Annotated in this window: 19 protein-coding genes; 10 read left to right on the plus strand and 9 right to left on the minus strand. The window is 65.9% G+C overall.

Annotation, left to right across the window (positions count from 1 at the left end; all coding sequences use genetic code 11):
- Positions 1-64: 64 nt before the first annotated feature.
- Genes ACYVF3_RS24720 through ACYVF3_RS24735 form a run of 4 tightly spaced genes read left to right on the plus strand, consistent with a single transcriptional unit; the run spans position 65 to position 2,804 of the window.
- Complete coding sequence (locus tag ACYVF3_RS24720) at positions 65-529, plus strand: SAV_915 family protein (RefSeq protein ID WP_461156652.1); 465 nt, start codon at positions 65-67, stop codon at positions 527-529.
- Positions 526-813 carry a hypothetical protein gene (locus ACYVF3_RS24725; RefSeq protein ID WP_461156653.1) on the plus strand — a complete coding sequence of 96 codons (288 nt, stop codon included), beginning with the start codon at positions 526-528 and terminating at the stop codon, positions 811-813. Before ACYVF3_RS24720 ends, ACYVF3_RS24725 begins: the two co-directional genes overlap by 4 nt.
- Positions 813-1,937 (plus strand): hypothetical protein, encoded by a 1,125-nt coding sequence (locus tag ACYVF3_RS24730; protein ID WP_461156654.1) that lies wholly within the window; start codon positions 813-815, stop codon positions 1,935-1,937. The genes ACYVF3_RS24725 and ACYVF3_RS24730 overlap by 1 nt, the downstream gene beginning before the upstream one ends.
- Before the next feature lie 18 nt (positions 1,938-1,955).
- Entirely contained in the window at positions 1,956-2,804 is an 849-nt protein-coding gene (locus tag ACYVF3_RS24735) for a hypothetical protein (protein ID WP_461156655.1), read from the plus strand.
- A gap of 542 nt (positions 2,805-3,346) precedes the next feature.
- Here the strand turns inward: ACYVF3_RS24735 and ACYVF3_RS24740 are convergent.
- Entirely contained in the window at positions 3,347-3,727 is a 381-nt protein-coding gene (locus ACYVF3_RS24740; protein ID WP_461156656.1) for a hypothetical protein, read from the minus strand.
- 180 nt (positions 3,728-3,907) lie between these two features.
- Between ACYVF3_RS24740 and ACYVF3_RS24745 the strand changes: the two genes are divergently transcribed.
- Both ACYVF3_RS24745 and ACYVF3_RS24750 read left to right on the plus strand, forming a co-directional pair.
- Positions 3,908-4,768: a helix-turn-helix domain-containing protein gene (locus tag ACYVF3_RS24745; RefSeq protein ID WP_461156657.1), complete on the plus strand. Its 861-nt coding sequence runs from the start codon at positions 3,908-3,910 to the stop codon at positions 4,766-4,768.
- A 13-nt stretch (positions 4,769-4,781) separates the two neighbouring features.
- Positions 4,782-4,994: a DUF397 domain-containing protein gene (locus ACYVF3_RS24750; RefSeq protein ID WP_461156658.1), complete on the plus strand. Its 213-nt coding sequence runs from the start codon at positions 4,782-4,784 to the stop codon at positions 4,992-4,994.
- Between the two features lie 56 nt (positions 4,995-5,050).
- Here ACYVF3_RS24750 and ACYVF3_RS24755 read toward each other — a convergent pair whose 3' ends face one another.
- Together ACYVF3_RS24755 and ACYVF3_RS24760 are read right to left on the minus strand one after the other, a co-directional pair.
- On the minus strand, positions 5,051-7,171 hold the full coding sequence (locus ACYVF3_RS24755; RefSeq protein ID WP_461156659.1) for a KAP family P-loop NTPase fold protein: 2,121 nt from the start codon (positions 7,169-7,171) through the stop codon (positions 5,051-5,053).
- 186 nt (positions 7,172-7,357) lie between these two features.
- Positions 7,358-8,317, minus strand: coding sequence for a nucleoside hydrolase (locus tag ACYVF3_RS24760; RefSeq protein ID WP_461156660.1), 960 nt, complete (start codon positions 8,315-8,317; stop codon positions 7,358-7,360).
- A 78-nt stretch (positions 8,318-8,395) separates the two neighbouring features.
- Here ACYVF3_RS24760 and ACYVF3_RS24765 point away from each other — a divergent pair, with 78 nt between their 5' ends.
- The 3 genes from ACYVF3_RS24765 (at position 8,396) to ACYVF3_RS24775 (ending at position 10,715) form a co-directional block, all read left to right on the plus strand.
- Positions 8,396-8,800 carry a VOC family protein gene (locus ACYVF3_RS24765; RefSeq protein WP_461156661.1) on the plus strand — a complete coding sequence of 135 codons (405 nt, stop codon included), beginning with the start codon at positions 8,396-8,398 and terminating at the stop codon, positions 8,798-8,800.
- 27 nt (positions 8,801-8,827) lie between these two features.
- Entirely contained in the window at positions 8,828-9,838 is a 1,011-nt protein-coding gene (locus ACYVF3_RS24770) for a peroxidase-related enzyme (RefSeq protein ID WP_461156662.1), read from the plus strand.
- Between the two features lie 133 nt (positions 9,839-9,971).
- The gene (locus ACYVF3_RS24775; RefSeq protein WP_461156663.1) at positions 9,972-10,715 is read left to right on the plus strand and encodes a dienelactone hydrolase family protein; all 744 of its coding nucleotides are present in this window, start codon (positions 9,972-9,974) and stop codon (positions 10,713-10,715) included.
- On the opposite strand, the gene ACYVF3_RS24780 is transcribed toward ACYVF3_RS24775, so the two are convergent.
- On the minus strand, positions 10,670-11,452 hold the full coding sequence (locus tag ACYVF3_RS24780; RefSeq protein WP_461156664.1) for an isocitrate lyase/PEP mutase family protein: 783 nt from the start codon (positions 11,450-11,452) through the stop codon (positions 10,670-10,672). The genes ACYVF3_RS24775 and ACYVF3_RS24780 overlap by 46 nt on opposite strands.
- A 185-nt stretch (positions 11,453-11,637) precedes the next feature.
- A complete protein-coding gene (locus tag ACYVF3_RS24785) occupies positions 11,638-12,381 on the minus strand; it encodes an SDR family NAD(P)-dependent oxidoreductase (RefSeq protein ID WP_461156665.1) in 744 nt (247 codons plus the stop codon).
- A 212-nt stretch (positions 12,382-12,593) separates the two neighbouring features.
- Here ACYVF3_RS24785 and ACYVF3_RS24790 point away from each other — a divergent pair, with 212 nt between their 5' ends.
- Positions 12,594-13,409: an SAM-dependent methyltransferase gene (locus ACYVF3_RS24790; RefSeq protein WP_461156666.1), complete on the plus strand. Its 816-nt coding sequence runs from the start codon at positions 12,594-12,596 to the stop codon at positions 13,407-13,409.
- Positions 13,410-13,495: 86 nt separating this feature from the next.
- Here ACYVF3_RS24790 and ACYVF3_RS24795 read toward each other — a convergent pair whose 3' ends face one another.
- Genes ACYVF3_RS24795 through ACYVF3_RS24810 form a run of 4 tightly spaced genes read right to left on the minus strand, consistent with a single transcriptional unit; the run spans position 13,496 to position 18,164 of the window.
- Positions 13,496-14,122 carry a GTP-binding protein gene (locus ACYVF3_RS24795; protein ID WP_461156667.1) on the minus strand — a complete coding sequence of 209 codons (627 nt, stop codon included), beginning with the start codon at positions 14,120-14,122 and terminating at the stop codon, positions 13,496-13,498.
- Positions 14,103-14,657, minus strand: a complete 555-nt coding sequence (locus ACYVF3_RS24800) for a DUF742 domain-containing protein (protein WP_461156668.1) — start codon at positions 14,655-14,657, stop codon at positions 14,103-14,105. The genes ACYVF3_RS24795 and ACYVF3_RS24800 overlap by 20 nt, the downstream gene beginning before the upstream one ends.
- Before the next feature lie 7 nt (positions 14,658-14,664).
- Positions 14,665-15,102 carry a roadblock/LC7 domain-containing protein gene (locus tag ACYVF3_RS24805; RefSeq protein WP_461156669.1) on the minus strand — a complete coding sequence of 146 codons (438 nt, stop codon included), beginning with the start codon at positions 15,100-15,102 and terminating at the stop codon, positions 14,665-14,667.
- 56 nt (positions 15,103-15,158) lie between these two features.
- A complete protein-coding gene (locus ACYVF3_RS24810) occupies positions 15,159-18,164 on the minus strand; it encodes a sensor histidine kinase (RefSeq protein WP_461156670.1) in 3,006 nt (1,001 codons plus the stop codon).
- Between the last annotated feature and the right edge of the window lie 502 nt (positions 18,165-18,666).

An 18,666-nucleotide genomic window follows, 5' to 3' on the forward strand; every position in this document is an offset into this window, starting at 1 on the left:
GGCCAAATGCTCGCGACTACTGAGCACAACAAGGCGGCCCCGGCGCCCCTGAGCTGTTCGAGTGATGTGCGTCAGACGCCCCTTGAAGCAGACCATAGGCCGATCGCAGTCCGATACGGTACGCCAACGTCACGCAGTCGGAGAGGTGATCGTTGTGCGCTGGGACGGCGGCCAGCCGTTGGGGAACGACGGGCAGCCAGCGACTCCCGCCGTGTTCGGATCCGAATACTCTGGGTTTGAGTCCGATTACGCAGTACAAACGGCATATCTGCCCTGCGAACGCGTCGGGCCTCGCGATCGTGAAGCAAACATCGAGCTTCGCAAGGACAGTGACCAGCGAGTAGTGATGTTGGCCTACTCCTCGCTGGAGGAGCTGATTCGTGGCTGCGGCGAGGCACAACCATGGATAGCTGTCCCCGTCGATCGAGTCTCACAGGTACAACGAGACACAGCCGCCGAAATCGTACTCTGGGACCTCAATCTCCCCGATGAAGCACGGCGTCAGAGCGAGGCAAGGGAGGACCAGTGAGCGACCTGAATGTCTCGCCGGAAGCGCTCCATCGGATCGCAGGTGACATGCGAAATTCCGCTGCTGGGCTAGACGAAGCAGCATCGAACCCTGTCGGAGATCTGAACGCAGGAGAATCGACGCCACAAGTACAGATCGCTATCGCAGCCTTGACTCGTGCAGCTGCAGGCTTACTGGATGGCGCGAAGCACACAGCAGACGAGGTCGAAGCTGGCAAGACCGACTACATGACGACCGATGAGGGCGCTGGCAACAGCATGCCCAATGTGGGCGGAGGCAACTGATGCCGGACTCCCTGAATACCGTTGTCGAGTCTGACGCAGAATCCTGCCGCACAGCTGCTCGCTGGATCCGCCAACTATACACGGGCGTGCATGACCTCGGCACCGGACTCCACAAGGCCGAATCTGAATCAGAGTCAGTGTGGGAAGGTCGAGCTGGGGACGCTTTTCGCGCTCTAGTCAGCAGTAACGGCGGCGATGCTGATCAAACCGCGGAGTTTCTAAACCGCCTCCGCATTGCACTTGAGTCGTTCGCAGACTCCATCACTACTGTTGTTGCTCGAATCAACCAGGCACGAGGAGTTGCCCAAGAAGGCGGACTTGTCGTCACTCCGACAACGATCGAAGAACCGCCAAAGCCCAACATCCCGCTCTATTCACCAGCGCCCGGCGCACGCAGCGAGAACCGCGAACGTTCGCCAGAAGATCAACAAGTCCTGGCAGAGTTCCAGGCCTTGGTCGATGCCTGGAACGAAGTGAAGGTGACGGTCGATGATGCGCGAAGTACGGAGCAGAAAGCCCACGAAACGCTGACCGCAAGCCTCAAGATGATGAAGGATTTCACGAGTTACCTCGTTCCTCAGGGGTGGGCGTGGGCACCGGTTACGACCGGGGCGTACTCAGGGCCATACGTCACTGCTCGAGACTTGACCGCTGCTGCCTCAACGGCACAGGCAAAAGCCGATGGCGCGCTCGCCGTACTCATGGATCCAGGTCTCAGCCCAGCCGACCGCCAAAAGGTCTTGTCGAATCAGGAGTTCTGGGCAGGCAAGGTCGACGCCGCGCGAACCTCGGCGCAGTCGGCTAAGAACATCGACGCTCGAATTCCAGGCGCACCGGGGTTCAAAGGGCTGGTGGGTTGGTCGGCACGCGGAGTCGGGGCGGCTGGCGCAGTCATCACGGCATACCAAACGTACGACGCGATCCAGAAGGGCGTTGCTCCTGACAAGGCGATCACCAAGGGTGCGGCGACAACGGCAGGAGGGGCAGCGGTAGGAGTCGGGATGTACGCGCTGGCAGGCGCCGGTTATATCAGCGGCGCCGTCGCCACAGGAGGAACGCTGGTGGTCGGGACCGCTGTGGCAGCCGGCATCGGCTACCTGGTGGACCAGCACTATTACGACTGATTGGATCAGGTTCAACAGATGAGCACTGAGCTCCCGCCCCGGCCAGATGCGACAACAGGCGAGCCACGCCCTCCAGCCGGCCCGACCGTACTGGGGCCGCCGCCGCAGGAAAGCGACGAGCTTCAGTCAGCCGGGAAACCCCCTGCGGAACGCGGCCCGGCGCTGGAAACAGTCGGACACCAGCGGCTTCAGATGCTCGGCGGCTTCGCTCTCCTCGTGCTCGTCGTGGGCATCGCGTTCACATGGATCCACGGAGACCTCACGTGGATGCAAGACCCATTTCCCTGGGGTCTCATCGGTCTTCTGATCGTCTTCGCCATCGTGCGTGATTGGAACAACACCCACCTGACGGCCGGAGCCGACTGGCTGCGTGTCAACCGACATTGGGTCAACACGTATGACCTGGCTGAAATCCGCCTATCCGGAGCTATCAGAGGTTGGACGCTCCATCTGACCGATCGAGACGGCCACAAGGTTCGCACCTACATCGCAACGATCGAGACGAACCGCAAGCTGTGGGCCTTGGTCTACAACGGAATGTCCCATTCCGTGCACAACGGAGCTAAGATAAATAACCTCGCAGCCGGCATCCTCCGACTGCGCCCCGGGTTCGAAGAACTCAGGACCGAAGCTCACCGTCCCACGATTCCAGACCGCGTTGCGTGGACGTTCCTGTTCCTCATCGTTGCTGTCTTCGCCGCCGTATACGTCTTCCGCCCAGATCTGCTCGGCCCAGCGCTCGCCGTTTTCGCCGTGGTCGTGCTTGTAGCCTTCGCCGCAATCGGGTTCGCACTCAGCAGAACCAGCAAGCGCGAAAAAGCCATCGACGCAGACTCCCCCGATCTCAAGCAAGACGAGGAGGCTTAAAGACGGCATCAGATCACCGATTGCCGCGCTATTGGCACTAGGCATCACCACCGCACTGCCCCACGCGACACCGAGTCGTCGCAGCTGATCGAACTACGTCTCGGACGACTCCGTCGAACGGCTACCAGAATCAGTTGATTCCCCGACTGCACGCCACGCCCAACGCCGAAGGACACCGGGTCGGCCTTCACTGGCACCGGCACAGCTGGTCCAACGATCTTTGGTTTTCCATCCTGCGACTCGGACATCGAATTCCTCTTCCCTTTTGAAGCTCCTCCAGTTCGGCACACTCAGCTGCTCGTTGCTACTCGTCCCCGAAAGCACGCACAGCCTCAGGGTCGATCCCGGCCTCAGACAGCAAGGCGAGGCGGCACTCGCCGCAGGACTTGAACGTCACCCAGTCCATCTCCGAGGGCTGAGCCATCGCGGCGCGACGACCGCACACGGCCTCCTCGGCCGCTTGCCCTTCCCATCGCCGACCGCGGAAGGCGTGACGCACTCCGCGTTCTCCCTCGACAACCGGCAGCCAGTAGTGACCTGGGCTAGCCATAGGGAACCCACAGGTCATCCACGCGCTCGTTCGCCAACCCAGGAGCACCTGGCGAACCGTGCGGCGCGAGTTCGAGCAGCTCCATGACCACATCGGCGACGCCCCCGTGCCTGTGCCAAAGAGCTGGTGGCGTACAGCCGCTCGCGAAATCCTCTACCCGGAAACGAGCTGCAGAGGCGCGGTCAGCGGACTCGGCGACGAACACGTCCATCGCTCCGCTCGCGACACGAAACCCCTGCACACATGCCAAGTCATCAAGAGTTGGCAGATACCGGAAGCGGAAACCCGCAAGGACACTGGCTTCCAACGCGGCGAGATGCGACCGCAGCCAGGATTCCGGCCGCACTCCATATCGCCGAGCTTGTGTCTTCAAGTTGCCCTCCAGATTCAGCCCGAGCTGAGGCCCCCGACACGACCAGTCGAAGTTAAGGTGAGAGTACAACTTGCAATGCAAGTTAGCGTCTACACGAAAGGGGCGTCTTGCTTGGCAAGCAGCACTGACCAGGCAAACTTGGCTGGCCCAGACGATCACTGCCGCAAGGAGGCAACCCGCATGGCGAAGCCCGGCCGCACAGGGAAAGTCCCTGGCCCCAAGGTCCTTCGGCTTCAGCTAGGCCGGGAACTCCGCCGCCTCCGGGAACAAGCCGGCGTGACCTCACGCGACGCGGTCGCCACTCCCCTCGGCTGGGACGTCAGCAAGGTCAGTCGCGTTGAACTCGGGCAGAGCACGGTGACGTTGAAGGAGATCGACCAGCTCCTGGAGCTGTACGGCGCACCGAAGGATGACTCCGCACATGTCCGGAGCCTTGGCGAGGCTGCTCGGAAACGCGGTAGCTACGGGAAAGTTCCCGATTGGGCCAAGGGCTACATCGGTATGGAAGCCGATGCCGACATCCTCAAGATCTACTACGGCGAACTGGTGCCCGGTCCGCTCCAGACCGACGACTACGCGCGAGCGATCCTCTCGACCTCCGTCACGGTCGCAGCTGCCGACATAGATCGTCTCGTCCAGACGCGGGCTCGCAGGCGCGAAATCATCGCTCAGGACGACCCGCCAGAAGTTCAGATCGTTCTGGGCGAAGCTGCACTACGCAGGCAGGTCGGTGGACCTGACGTGCTGCGTGCTCAACTGGATCACCTGCGCGAAATCGCAAAACTGCCACACGTGACTCTGCAGGTTCTCCCATTCAGCTCCGGCGAGCACGCAGCGCTGGAAACACCCTTCACCCTGCTCTACCTGACCGAGGTCGACGCCACCTACGTCTACCTCGAAGACCTGACCAGCGCAGACTTCTGGGACCGCGCCCCACACGTCCCCGTCTACGAGATGGTCTTCGATCGACTGCAGATCGCCGCGCTCGGAAAACGTGAGACACTGTCAGCGCTCGACCGAGCGATCCAGGACCTCGCGTAGTGGAGCTGAGCGCATGTTATCGCCGGACCTCACCAACGCCGTGTGGCGAAAGAGCAGCCGCAGCAGCGGAGGTTCAGCCAACTGCGTCGAGCTGGCCACCGACGGCACCACCTGGGCAGCCATCCGCGATAGCAAAGACCCGGCCGGGCCGGCGCTCGTCTTCCCGCGCAGCTCGGTGAGCTCATTGCTACTGCAGGTCAAGGAAGGCAGACTCGACCTGCGGTAGCTGCCATTCTCCAGCACCTGAATGCGCCACAGCTGACTTCCCGCAATCGGAAGAACCTATTTTGCGGATGCAGACTCTTCCTTCTTCTCTTCGTCTGGCACGGCTTGAGCCCCACAGCAAGCCCTGATGGCGTCAGGCGTCAACTTGACTCCCTCAGGCGCGTTGCGAAGCACGAAGTGAAGTTCGGGATCCTCGACGAGCGTCTGAAACTCGGGCGGCAGGGTGTCCAAGCGGATCGGCTCCGAGCCGTCGCCCATCGAGTTGAGGTTCGCTTCCAGGTACTCGGTCAAGATAGGCCAACGCGTCTGCAGGACGAGCCAGAAGGCAAGCAGGTCACTACCGACATCACTGCCTTCAATTGTCCGGACCGATCTCAGCACTCCGTACGTATTGGTGAACCGCTTGAGGCTGCGAGGGTTGCTGTCGAGCAGGTGACCGAACTTCTGGAGACTGTGCTCACGAATCTTCGACACCTCAGCGGACTCAAGGCGCTCAACTGCCTGTTGCTTATTGAGTTCCCGGGCTTCCGGCGAGGCAGCACTCCACGCGGCCACCACCTCCTCCTCGCTTTCGCTGTACCGGATCTCGCTACTCAGCTTGTCGCCCTCTTCGCTGGAACCCGTCCGTGATGCGTTGATCTCCTCAACCTCAAGAACGCTGTTAAGGAACGTCTGCTTGGTACCAGCGCTCAAGGTCGGCATCGGAACTGTCAGCTGGAACAGCTTGTTGATGAAGAGATGCCCCAGGCCACGGCCGGGCTCGTCAACCGCGCCCTTGAAAGACCCGTGCGCAGTCTCGTAAGCACGACGTAACCAGTTCCCGTGCGCGGCAACAACGAAGTAGGCAGCCTTCCCGCCGTGGTTGGGAGAGTCACGGACCAGGGTCTGGACTGAATCAAGAAGATCCACCACATGGCGATCACTGCAGCGGTCGAGGTCGTCCAAGAAGAAGACCACTCGTTTCGGCGAGCTCTCGAGCAGCCAGCTGAAGTACCAGGAAACTTCATCCATCGGGTTCTTGTGAACTTGCTCAAGCCTCTTCGCGCCACGAGCCGAGTCCCACCACACGAACCGGCTTACGACCAACGCAACTGCGCCAACGACGCCGGCCATGCTGATCCAAGTCTTCACGTTGCTGACGATGGGCCCGACAGGCTTCGAGCCGAACAGGTAGGACCAGGCAGCCCACGCAGCTACGGCGAGGCTGCCTATGAAGAGTCCGGTCGCGATGTAGGGGGTACTTCCCCGGAGAGCCCGCTTCCTTACCTCCGAGAGCCTGAAACATACGCGGCGCCACAGTGATCCTCGATCATTCGAAATCTCAGTTCGTAGCTGAGCAAGCAACGCCCACCACGATGGCGTGACGCTCGCATGCTTCCAGGCATCGAACTCGACGACCAGGTAGTCGTCACTAATCTTCTGCTTGAGCAGCTCAAGGATCGTGCTCTTTCCTGTCCCCCAAGGCCCATCGATGTGAATCAGGAACGAGGAGTCCGCATCATCCTTGGAGAAGTTCCTGATCCGACCAGCTATGACCCGAGCGAGCCCATCCCGTTTGAGCTCGTCCTTCGTCGCCGGCCTATCGCTACTCCACTTGTCGTGGGCAGATACTGGAGCTTGTGATGGCTGCTCGTCATCAGCTTCGGGTGCGGGATCGGCGTTGAAATCGCTGGCGACCGCTGCGTCGACGTCACCGCGTACCTTGGGGCGTTCATCGTCGGAGATAACCGGCGGCTCTACGATCGAGGGATCCAGAGGCTCAAGCCTGAACACGATGACCCGCCGTCGCTGACCATCGCTTCCTTCAGACTCGCCGTAGTACCAAGGTTCCTCATTCGCGAGTCGGAACTCACCCACGTACTCGACATAGGCCTTCTTGCTCCCATCCCGGAAGAGACGCACCTTGCGTCCGGGAGTCGCGAGGGCGTTGTTCCCACGCGCAAAGGTCTGGTCGCCGGTCTGGCCTTCCCCCGTGTAGTGGTAGGTGCCGTCCTCGTGCCAGCCGTCGTACGTGTAGCCGTACTGCCCACCGCCACCCCCGGTGAAAATCAGGATGTTCGGGGAGTCCGCAATCGGCGCGATCCCACTCTGGCGGTTGCCTCCATACTGCGCGTGCAGCTCGGTCCGGCGGAGCTCAGCCCCCGGCTCGATGTTCCATCCATCAACGTCGATCGCCACAGCGAGGCACCCTATTCGGTGTCACCCCATTGCATGATCAAAATGCTCAACTACATGCGGGTATTTCGTAGGCTCACACGAACGGAGTACCGTCGAACAGGGCATCGGGTGGCAGCGTCGGCAGACCAGGTTCAACCTTGCTCAAGCCCATGCGCGAACCTAACGACGCGATCGAGACGTCAGAACTCATGAACACTGACCCTGTTTTCCACCGAGGATTCGTCCCAGGTAACCGTAGAAGGCGCTTGCGTCGATTTCCTCGACGACGGTGGCGGTCGGTTCGAGTCCGTGGATGCCCCAGGACATTGCTGCGTAGCCGCGGGTGAGTTCGCCTTGGGTTTCGACGTCGACGTGGTACTGGCCTGTGTGGGTGACCAGCTCCGGATGGAGCAGGATGGCGGCTGTCAGGGAATCCGGGTGGGTGGTGCCGTTGATTCCGACGCTGCGGTCGAACTCGAGGGTTGTAGCGCAGACTCGGGTGAAGAAGTCGGACAGCGGGGTGTTGAGGGCTGCGATCTCGTCGAGTTGGGGTTGTCCGAAGAGTGCGCAGTCGAGGGTCAGGGGTGCCCAGGGAATGACCGTGATGGTGAAACCGGCTGCGAAGACGGCCTTCGCCGCTTCGGGGTCGACGTAGAAGTTGAACTCCGCTGCGGCGGTAATGTTTCCGCGGGCGTTGTTGCTGCCGCCCATGACATACAGCGCTTTGACGTTGTCGACGAACGTCGGGTCTTTCACCGTGGCTGTGGCGATGTTGGTGAGGGGGCCGATGCAGACGATGGTGAGTTCGCCCGGGGATTCGGCCGCTAGGCGGATGAGGGCGTCCACCGCGTGTTCCGGATCCGGGGCGAGGCCGGTCATGTCCATGGTCATGCCGCCTACTCCGTCGCCGTGGACGTTCTCGGCGCTTTCCCACGGGCGGACCAGGGGGCGTCGGCAGCCGAGGTGGACCGGGACCTCGCCCAGGCGGCCTGCGACGTTCAGGGTCAGGAAGGCGTTGTGGATCTGCTGGTCGAAGCCGACGTTGCCGGCGACCATGGTGATCGCGCGGAGGTCGGCTCGGGGGTCGAGGAGGCCGACCAGGAGGGCGATGCAGTCGTCCTGCGCGGTGTCCGTGTCGATCACCATCGGGACCTTCGGGGTGGTCATGTCGGCTCCTGTTCGGGCGGATGTCGGGCGCAGCCGCAATACTCGCCCCGCGATCAGCCGACGCACCAGGGAGGCGACATGCCGACGCAGATCTCGACGTTCTTGATGTTCCAGAACGGCAAGGCCGAAGAGGCGATGAACTTCTACATCGGCCTGTTCGACGACGCCGAAGTGCTCGCCATCAGCCGTTACGGGCCCGGCGAGCAGGGAGTTGAAGGCTCCGTGCAGCACGCCACGTTCACCTTGTGCGGGCGGCAGCACATGTGCATCGACTCGCCCGTGTCGCACGCCTTCGACTTCACGCCGTCGGTGTCGCTGTACGTCGACTGCGTCGACGAGGAGCAGCAGGACCGGCTCCACCAGGCGCTTTCCGAGGACGGCGCGGTGATGATGCCGCCGGACGACTACGGGTTCTCCCGCAAGTTCAGCTGGGTCGAAGACCGGTACGGGGTGTCCTGGCAGCTCAACCTCCCCAGCAGCTGAACGATCTTGCGGCGCTAAGGTCTGCGCATGACGACCGTCAGCGCAGCAGAATCGCTCACCGTGCTCCGGCCGGACGTCCGCGAAGCCGCCGAGAACGCCGACGCCGCGGTGCTCCGCCCCGACCACGCGTCCCAGCTCGACCACGCCGACCGGGCGCGGATCGCGCTGCGCGTCGCGCTGGTCAACGAATCCCCCTCCTACGCCGACGCCGTCTCGGCCGAGCTCGGTGCCGACGACGCCGACGTGGTGCGGGACGTCGAACGCTGGGGTGAGCTGCCGGAGGCGACCCAGGCGCTGCTGGCGCACTGCGAGCAGGTCGCGCTCGACCCCGCCGACGCCGGTGCCGAGGAGATCGCCGAGCTGCGCCACCACTTCTCCCCCGCCCAGGTCGTCACCGCCACCCAGGTCGCCGCCTACGCGAGCTTCCGGGTGCGGTTGGAGAGCGGGCTGCGGCTGGTCGCCGACGCTGGAGACGGTCCCGCGTCCCAGCCGGGTCTCACCATCGAGGCCGGTGCGGCGGCCGACGGGTTCGCGCTGTCCACACCCGACCAGGCGTTCCCGTCGATGCGGTGGGTGTCGTGGGTCGTGCCCGGCGGCGAATTCGTCGAGACGCTCAAGCTCGACGCCGCAGTGCTGTCGGCGCAGGCGCTGCTGCGCGAAGCGATCATGACCGGGCACGGCGCTCTCGACCGCGCCGATCGGGAGCTCGCGGCGCTGGCCACCTCGCTGATCAACGGCTGCGGCTACTGCACCGCCGTGCACGGCAAGCGGCAGGTGGAGCTCTCCGGCGATCCGCTGACCGCCGTCGCGCTCGCCGAAGCCGGACCCGCCGCGATCACCGACGAGCGGCTGCGGGCCGTCGTCGACGTCGCAGGCGCGCTGAGCTACACGCCCGCTGCCCTCGGCGCCGCCGACATCCGCCGGCTGCACGCGGTCGGCCTCGACGCCGACGACGTGCACGACCTCGTCGCGGTCGGCTCCATGTTCGCCTGGGACAACCGGCTGATCATGACCCTCGGCAACGCGAGCCGCTCGTGAGGAATCCTGACCAGGCCTCCTAGGTCCACCCTGCGTCCCCGGCCGAGCCGGGCGACAGTGGGGTGACCTGCGGCGTGTCGCATGGGACCCGCCGGGGTAGCCGCCTGAGTGCGGAAACCGAGGGAGGCTCCCGATGGTTCAGCTCACGACCGAACCCGTGACCGTCACCACCCCCGCCGGAGAACTCGAAGGTGACCTCGTGATGCCACCGCCTGCTCGGGCGGTGGTTTTGTTCGCGCACGGCTCCGGCAGTTCGCGGCGCAGTCCGCGCAACCGCGCGGTCGCCGAATCCCTGCAGAACGCGGGCTTCGGCACCCTGCTGCTGGACATGCTCACCTCCGACGAAGCGACCACCGACCAGCGCACGCACGAGTTCCGCTTCGACATCGACCTGCTCGCCGAGCGGCTCATCCCCGCCATCGACGCGCTCGGCTCCTGGCAGGCCACCCGCGGCATGCCGATCGGCCTGTTCGGCGCGAGCACGGGCGCGGCCGCCGCGATGAAGGCCGCCGCGCGCCGTCCCGACCGGGTCACCTCCGTGGTGTCGCGCGGTGGCCGTCCCGATCTCGGCGGGGACGGGCTGGCCGAGGTGCAGTCGCCCACGCTGCTGATCGTCGGCGCCGACGACCGCGAAGTGCTCAACCTCAACCGCCAAGCCGCCGCACTGCTGACCTCGCTGCCGCTGACCGACGTCAAGATCGAGATCGTGCCGCACGCCGGGCACCTCTTCGAGGAGCAGGGCGCCCTGGAGAAGGTCTCCGAGCTGGCCGGCCGCTGGTTCTGCCAGTACCTCGGGGCCGGGCACAGCAAGCAGACCGGCCCCGACGGTGGTCACTTCAAGCCGCCGGAACCCCGCCGCCGGCCGCCGATGATGTAGTCCTGCACGGCTCCGTAGCCGGGTACGTCCGCCGCGGTCACGCCGCCGGAACGGATCTCGCGTGCGGTGCTGACCGCTGCGTTCAGCGCAGCGCGGTAGAGCAGCGAGCCCGTGCTGATGCGGCGGACACCCAGGGCCGCCAGCTCCTCGACGCTCTGGCCCGGCTTGTAGAGGACGTTCACCGGGACGTCCACCGCGCCCACCAGCGCCCGGACGTCGTCGTCGGCGCTGATTCCCGGCACGAAGACCCCATCGGCGCCGGCACCCGCGTAGCGACGGGCTCGTTCCAGGGCGTCGGGCAGCTGCGGGTCGTTCCCCAGCCAGTACGTGTCGGAGCGGGCGTTGAGGAACAGACCCGGCGCTCGCCCGCGGATCTCGGTGATCCGCCGCTCGTGCAAGCTCGGGTCGCAGAGCTCGTCCTCGATGTTGATCCCCGCGACGCCCAGCCCGGCGAGCTGAGCCGCATAATCCCCGATCTCCTCGGGCTCCAGGCCGAAGCCGGCCTCGACGTCGACGGTGATCGGCACCGGGAGGTCGACGAGCGCGCTCGCCAGATCGAAGGTCTCGCCTCGCGTGCCGCCCGTGCCGTCGGGAACGCCGTGCGCAGCGGCGACGCCCAGGCTCGTCGTGCCGATCGCCTCGAAACCCGCTTCGACCAGAGCGGCGGCCGTGGTGAAGTCCCAGGCGTTGGGCAGGACCAAGGGCTGAGCACCGTCGTGCAGCGCGTGGAAGTCCATGCCGAGCACCGTAAAGCCCGTGCCCGACACGCCGCGCCGGGTCACCGAGATCCCAATTTCGCGCGAAATTGGGATCCAGCCGGGAAAGCGGGGCGCTGAACTGCTGAGACACGCCCGGGCGCGGGGAGGGATTCCACATTCGCGCGAAATTGGGACAGGCTGGATCGCGCTCGAAGAACGGCCGCTCAGCGGGGCATGCGGCGCCAGATCGGCTGGGGGACGTAGTGCATGGCGGCGAAGACCCAGCGGAGGATGCCGGGGACCCAGACGACCCGTCGCCCGCGCGCCAACGCCTTGTCGGTGGCGTCGGCGACCTGATCGGGAGTCGAGGACCACGGGGCCGGGTCCATGCCGGTGGTCATCCGTCCGATCACGAATCCCGGCCGGACGATCAGCAGCGAGACACCGCTGCCCACCAGCGCGTCGGAGAGGCCGTTGGCGAACCCGTCGAGCCCGGCCTTGGCCGAGCCGTAGACGTAGTTGGCGCGGCGGACCCGCACACCGGCGACCGAGGAGAACACCACGATCTTGCCGTGGCCCTGTTCGCGCAGCAGGTTCGCGAGGTGCGTGAGGACGTTGACGTGGGCGACGTAGTCGATGTGCACGACGTCGACCGCGTGCGCGGCCTCGGACTCGGCGCGCTGCTGGTCGCCGAGGATGCCGAAGGAGATGACGGCGGTGTCGATCGGCCCGTGCTCCCGCGCGACATCGCGCAGCAGGGCTTCGTGGGTGTCCAGCTGAGCGGCGTCGAACTCGACCCGCACGACCTCGGTCGCACCCGCTTCGCGCAGCGCCGCTTCCTGGCCGTCGAGGTCGGCAGAACGCCGAGCCGCGAGGACCACCTTGCCGTTGCCGCGCCGCACCAGGCGGTCGGCCACCTCCACGCCGATCTCGCTCCGGCCACCCAGGATCAGTACCGCTCCGCTCATCGCGGCCATCCTGCCACTCCCCCGGCAACGCCGTTGCCGGTGACCCCCGGATTCTTGCGGGACAACGGTTTCCGAGGAGCTAGACGTCTCTGGACCGACTCAGTCGCGCAGCTCACCACCGGCAAGACCGGACGGCTGTTTACCCCTTTAACCGCTCCGCATACTCTGTGTGCGAGATCGTTCCACACGAAGCAACCGAGCGGACCACTCTCATGTCTGACGCCCGACCCCCGCAGATCGACACGACCAAGCCCAGCATCGCGCGCGTCTACGACGCGTTCGTCGGCGGCAAGGACAACTTCGAGGTCGACCGGGAAGTGCTTCGGCAGATCCAGGAGCTCGTCCCCGAGGCGATCCAGGTCGGCAGGCAGTGCCGCGCCTGGCTGATCCGCGTGGTGCGCTTCATGGCCGGCAACGCCGGTGTCGATCAGTTCCTGGACCTGGGATCGGGTCTGCCGACGGCGGAGAACACCCACCAGGCCGCGCAGCGGATCAACAACGAGGCCACGGTCGTCTACGTGGACAACGACCCCTCGGTCGCGGCGCACGGCCGCGCGCTGCTGGAGGAGAACGAGCTCACCCACTTCGCCGTGGCGGACCTGCGCAAGCCCGATGAGGTCCTCAACCACGAGACGGTGCGCAAGCACCTGGACCTGGACCGGCCGGTGGGCTTGATCCACAGCAACACGCTGCACCACGTCCCCGACGCCGACGATCCCGCCGGGATCATGCGCAGCTACCTCGGCGCGCTCGCGTCCGGCTCTTACCTGGCGATCTCGCACCTGCACAACCCGGCCGACGGCAGCTCGCGCGCCCAGCTCGCCGACGAGTCGGAGGTCAAGTTCAACTCGATGATGGGCAGCTGCTTCTACCGCAGCCGCGAAGGGATCCAGGAGCTGTTCGCGGGCCTGGAGATGATCGAGCCCGGGCTGGTCAACCTCTTCGACTGGTGGCCCGACGGCCCGCGCCTGACCGAACCCTCGGAAGGCGAGTACAACCTGCTCGGCGGCGTCGGCCGCAAGCCCTGACGCGAAGGGGCGCCTCCCCTCCGGCTTGAGGGCGGTTCAGCTCTGCGAAACCGCCGTCAACGTCCGGCGAAGGCGCCCGTTCGAGCTCACATGGCCTGGCGCTGCGTCCAGTGCTTCATCGCGTGCTCGACGAGCGCGATGAGGGTCCGCTTGGTGGATTCCCGGTCCCGGGCGTCCACCGGCCCCATCGGCACCTCGGGCCCGATCGCCATCGCTTCTCGCACCTGCTCCAGCGAGTGCAGCATCTGCCCGTCGAACATGTTCACGCCCACCAGGTAGGGCAGTCCGCGATCCTCGAAGAAGTCGATCGCGGAGAACGAGTCCGCCAGCCGGCGGGTGTCGACCAGCACGACGGCGCCGATGGCACCGCGGACCAGGTCGTCCCACATGAACCAGAACCGCTGCTGCCCGGGGGTTCCGAACAGGTAGAGGATGAGGTCCGAGGCCAGCGAGATGCGGCCGAAGTCCATTGCCACGGTGGTCGTGGTCTTGTTCGGAGTCGCGTCGAGGTTGTCGACGCCCTGGGACGCCTCCGTCATGACCGCTTCGGTGGTCAGCGGAACGATTTCCGAGACCGAACCGACGAACGTCGTTTTGCCCACACCGAACCCGCCCGCGACGACGATCTTCGCCGACGTCGAGCTGGTGCCACCCCGGTTGGCAGGCTCCGGCATCGAGCCGAGCTGGGGTGCGCTATAGCCGACGGAGTCCACTCAAAACCCTTTCCATCAACATCATGTGTGGTGCGCTGCCGCTTTCGCTCACCGTGCTGTGCACGGTGATCAATCCGAGTTCGGCCATGTCGGCCAGCAGCACGCGGGCGACCCCGATCGGCACTGACAGCAGTGCTCCGACCTCGGCCACCGAACGGGGTTGCTGGCACAACTCGGCGATCGACTGGTGTTCCAGCCGGACCGGTGCGCCGGGTCGGTAGTTCTCGCCGACCGAAACCAGGGTCTCGATGGCCAGTTCGTAGTTCGACTTGGTCCGGCCGCCGGTCCAGGTGTAGGACCGGATGCTGGAGGCCGCAGGCTGCTCGGGGACGACGTCAGCAGGGTCCTGCGACTCCGTCCGCGCGCGCTGGTCCAGCTCCTGGGCCTGTGCCGGCTCCGACTTCTCGCGCTCCTCGCGCTTGCCCCGCTTGGGCTTGGCGCCGAACGTGAAGGCGTTGACGACGTCGGCGAAGCTGTCGTCACCGGAGTTCTGTCGTCTTCGGTCTCGGCGTGGGTAATCCGAGCGTCTGCTCATCGTTTCCTCACACCAGTTGACCCGAAGCAGTGTTGGCGTTGTTCTGCAGCTGGGTGCGGATCTCCGGGGTGAGCATCTGGCCGACTCGCTCGACCAGCATGGTCATCTCGTAGGCGATCAGCCCCATGTCGCACTGCGGCGCGGCGAGCACCGTCAGGCACGAACCGTCGCTGACGCCCATCTGCAGCAGGGTGCCACGATCCATCTCCACGATCGTTTGCACGACCTGGCCGGCTTCGAAGCACTTCGCCGAACCCTGCGTGAGGCTCAGCAGACCGGAGGCGACCGCCGCGAGCTGGTCGGCGCGATCCCTGGGCAGCGTCGCCGAAGCGGTCAGCACCAGTCCATCAGCCGAAACCACGATCGCGTGCGCCACACCCTGCACACGTTCGGTGAAGTCCGTGATCAGCCAGCCGAACCTGCGGGAAATGGTCTGTGCGCTCATGCAACCTCCTGTTCGTTGCCGAGATGATCACGTGTCTTGTCGCGTGTGTCCACCACTCAGCCCTCGTCCGTCATCCGGTGACGACCACGACTCACGCCACCTTGGAAGTCCGAGAGCCTGTTGCGCAAGGCGTCCGGGTCGCGCTGGAACCGCCGAGGCTGGCTCGGCTGCTGCGACTGGTCGGAGACGCTGCCCGGGACCAGGTTCGCCTTCGGCTTCCGCCGGGGCAGTCCCGCGCTGGTGAACGACGTCTCCTGCGGGTTCGCAGCGGATTCGGCGGCCTCGCGGGCCTTGTCCGCCGCGAAGTCCCATGCCTGCGCCTCCGGGGTCTGCGGGATCCACGGCTGCGCCTGCGGCAGCTCGGGAGCCTGCTCGCCCGGTTCCGGCGGCCACGGCTTGTAGGCCGATTCCGGATCGGTCCGGCCGAACTGGACGCCGTTGTGCGCGAGCTGCTTGCTGATGTCCCCCGCGCTGCGGCTCTGCGGGGCCTCGTCCGCCGGCTCCGCCGGGGACGGGTTGCGCGGCTTGCGCCGCGGCAGGCCCGAGGAGGTCAGGCTCGGCTCGTCGTCGGCCGACTGCTCGGAGGTGAACAGGGCGGAGTCGCCGTCCTTGGTCTCCGGCCAGTGGAACTCGCCGGTCTCCGAGACCGAGTCCGAGGCCGCGGGCATGAACCACTGCCCCGCCAGGTCGTTGCGCACCGGCTCGGGCGCGGACTCCTCGGCCTGGTGGTCCTGCGGTTCGTAGTCCAGCGAGGAGCCGAAGAAGCTGCTGGTCTGTGAACCCTCACCGCCGGCCGGGGTGAAGAAGTCGTTGGCCTGGCCGTCGGCTTCCGCACCGAAGTAGCCACCGTCGAACTGACCCGAGTGCTCGCCCTGCTCGTGCGGGAAGATCGGCTCGAACAGGCTGGTCGGCGCGTTGGCGTTGTAGTCCTGGTCGTACTGCTGCTCCCAGGACGGGTCCTGGCCCTGCCAGGCCGGTTCCTGCGTCTGCCAGCCCTGCTCCTCCGGCTGCTCCGCCGGGATCCGGCGCGGCAGCGGAGCACTCGTGCCCGGGAACGATCCCGAGCTCTGCAGGCCGGGCAGCGAGTGGCCGTTGACCTGCGCGGGCGGCGTCGACGGAGGCATCTGCGAGGGGCCGCCCTGCTGCGCGGAGACCACGTGCTCGGCCGGGACCAGAACCGTCGCCCGCACGCCCTCGACATCGGGGCCGCCGTGCAGCTCGACGCTGATGCCGTGCCGCGTGGCCAGGCGACCGGCCACGAACAGGCCCATCCGGCGCGAGGTCGAGATGTCGTCCTCGGCGACGCGCGACAGCCGCTGGTTGGCGTCGGCCAGGTCGTCGTCACCCATGCCGATGCCGTTGTCCAGGACGTCCAGCACGACCGTGCCGTCACCGGACTGGTAGCTGGAGACGGTCACGACGGTGTCCGGCGCGGAGAAGTTCGCGCCGTTGTCCATCAGCTCGGCGACCAGGCGCACGAGGTCGCTGGCGGTGTTGCCGCGCAGCTTCACCGACGGGGTCGGCTGGACCGCGATCCGCGGGTACTGCTCGATCTCCGAGACCGACGAGCGGAGCACGTCGGCGAGCTCGGTGGGCTGGGTGAACCGGCGGGCCAGGTCGCTGCCGGAGAGCACCATGAGGTTCTCGTTGTTCCGGCGCATCCGGGTCGCCAGGTTGTCCAGCTGGAAGAGCCTGGACAGCTGGTCCGCGTCCTCCTCGTCCTGCTCCAGCTCCTCGAACAGGCGCAGCTGGCGCTCCAGCAGCGCCTGGCTGCGGCGGGAGACGCTGACGAACGCGTCGCTGTAGCCGCGGCGCAGGTCGGCCTGCTCGACGGCCAGGCGCAGCGCCTGCCGGTTGACCTCGTCGAAGGCCCGCGCCACCTGGCCGACCTCTTCGGTGGTGCTGACCGGCAGCGGCGGGACCTCGGCCTCGGCGCCCTTGCCCTCGCGGACCGAGGTGACCGCCTGCGGCAGGTCGTACTCGGCCGCGTCGAGCGCACCGATCCGCAGCTCGCGCAGCGATCCGAGCAGCTGGCGGGTGATCATGATGATCACGGCAGCGGCGGCGATCAGCGAGGCCAGGAGCATGACCGAGTCCCAGCCGGCGCGGTCGCTGGCGTCGTCGGCCAGTCCCTGCGCGATGGTGCGGACCTCGGTCGCCAGCTCACCGCGACCGCCCTCGATGGTCTCCACGGAGCCGTTGCTGGTGGCGTTCCACGCTTCGCGCTGGACGGTGAACCCGCCGCTGGACTTGCCGTCGGTGCTCTCCACGATGACCGAGGCGAGCATCTGGTTGCGCTGCACGATCGCCGGGACCTGCAGCTGCTGCATGAGTCGCTGCTGCCAGTGCTTGGCCACGCTGGAACCGGCGTCGTTGATCTTCGACTCGAGCCGGGCGCGGGAACCGGAGAGGTTGTTGAGCGTCGGTGGGTCCAGCGAGCCGTCGCTGAGGCCCGAGAGCACCAGGGCCTGCTGCAACCGGACCTCTTCGGTCAGGCCGAGCATGTCGGTCAGCGCGGTGGCGGTGTTGGAGATCGCCGGGTCGGCGACGCTGGTGGTCAGCGCGCGGTCCAGGTTGAGCGTGGCGCGGATCGCCAGGCTGTAGGCGTCGATCGCCTGGTTCGCCGTGACCTTCCTGGCCTGAACGCCGGCGCGCAGCGCGGTCAGGCTGTCCAGTGCCCTGCGCGTCTCGGCGAAGCGCGCCTGGACGACCTCGGTGTAGACGTCGTTCTCGGTGAGGATGAGGCGCAGGTCTTCAGCGGCCTTGTCGGTGGCGCCGACCTGGTCGGTGAACTGGTTGATCTGGCCGTCTCCGACCAGGTTCTCCACCGCGCGGTTGCGCTCCAGCTGGAGACCGCTCATCAGCGGTTCCATCTTCTTCTCGGCGTCGAGCACCTTCGCGACCCGGCCGTAGTCGTCGGCCTGCTCGACCTGCCACTGAATCTGCCCGACACCGAGCGTGATCGCGAAGATGACGGGCACCAGGACGACGGCGGCCAGCTTCGTGGGCAGCGACCAGTTGCGCCACTGCAGGAAGCCGGCGGTCCGCCGACCCCCGCTCACGAGCGATCTCCCTGTGCGTCTCCGCGCTGGTCAAGCAGGCGTGTCGAACAAAGCGTAGGCGAACGGCGCATGCGTGCGGTCCCGCAATCGTCGTGCTGATGGTCTGGGGTGAAAGGCGGCCGCGTCGGGAGGACTCGGGGCCGGCGAACCAACGCGGGTCTCCGTGCCATCAAGATCTCGTCGACACTCAGCGTCACCGATGGCTGCCCCGGCCAACACATTCCGGACACTGGTATCGAACCGTGACCCTTCCCGTTCCGACGACTACCTCTCAGTGTCCAAGCACTATATGCCCTTGGCGCAAGGAAAGCACCGGGGGCTTTTCAGCAATCCGCTACGCCAAACAGGCGAGATCACGCCGAGTGTTCGATCAGTTCGGGGGACGCCTGACGCAATTTCACCCGTTCGGCCCAAAAGAAGGCCTCAACTCTGGCCCGTGAGACGATGTAACAGCTGGTCAACGACTTCCGATCTTGAAAGCGCAGGTCCCTGACCTGGCCTT

The sequence above is a fragment of the Saccharopolyspora tripterygii genome, from assembly GCF_054778355.1.

Coding starts and splice junctions, on each gene's coding strand:
- ACYVF3_RS24720 (WP_461156652.1), top strand. CDS start 65: ATGTGCGTCAGACGCCCCTTGAAGCAGACCATAGGCCGATCGCAGTCC.
- ACYVF3_RS24730 (WP_461156654.1), top strand. CDS start 813: ATGCCGGACTCCCTGAATACCGTTGTCGAGTCTGACGCAGAATCCTGC.
- ACYVF3_RS24735 (WP_461156655.1), top strand. CDS start 1,956: ATGAGCACTGAGCTCCCGCCCCGGCCAGATGCGACAACAGGCGAGCCA.
- ACYVF3_RS24745 (WP_461156657.1), top strand. CDS start 3,908: ATGGCGAAGCCCGGCCGCACAGGGAAAGTCCCTGGCCCCAAGGTCCTT.
- ACYVF3_RS24750 (WP_461156658.1), top strand. CDS start 4,782: ATGTTATCGCCGGACCTCACCAACGCCGTGTGGCGAAAGAGCAGCCGC.
- ACYVF3_RS24760 (WP_461156660.1), bottom strand. CDS start 8,317: ATGACCACCCCGAAGGTCCCGATGGTGATCGACACGGACACCGCGCAG.
- ACYVF3_RS24765 (WP_461156661.1), top strand. CDS start 8,396: ATGCCGACGCAGATCTCGACGTTCTTGATGTTCCAGAACGGCAAGGCC.
- ACYVF3_RS24770 (WP_461156662.1), top strand. CDS start 8,828: ATGACGACCGTCAGCGCAGCAGAATCGCTCACCGTGCTCCGGCCGGAC.
- ACYVF3_RS24775 (WP_461156663.1), top strand. CDS start 9,972: ATGGTTCAGCTCACGACCGAACCCGTGACCGTCACCACCCCCGCCGGA.
- ACYVF3_RS24780 (WP_461156664.1), bottom strand. CDS start 11,452: ATGGACTTCCACGCGCTGCACGACGGTGCTCAGCCCTTGGTCCTGCCC.
- ACYVF3_RS24785 (WP_461156665.1), bottom strand. CDS start 12,381: ATGAGCGGAGCGGTACTGATCCTGGGTGGCCGGAGCGAGATCGGCGTG.
- ACYVF3_RS24790 (WP_461156666.1), top strand. CDS start 12,594: ATGTCTGACGCCCGACCCCCGCAGATCGACACGACCAAGCCCAGCATC.
- ACYVF3_RS24800 (WP_461156668.1), bottom strand. CDS start 14,657: ATGAGCAGACGCTCGGATTACCCACGCCGAGACCGAAGACGACAGAAC.
- ACYVF3_RS24805 (WP_461156669.1), bottom strand. CDS start 15,102: ATGAGCGCACAGACCATTTCCCGCAGGTTCGGCTGGCTGATCACGGAC.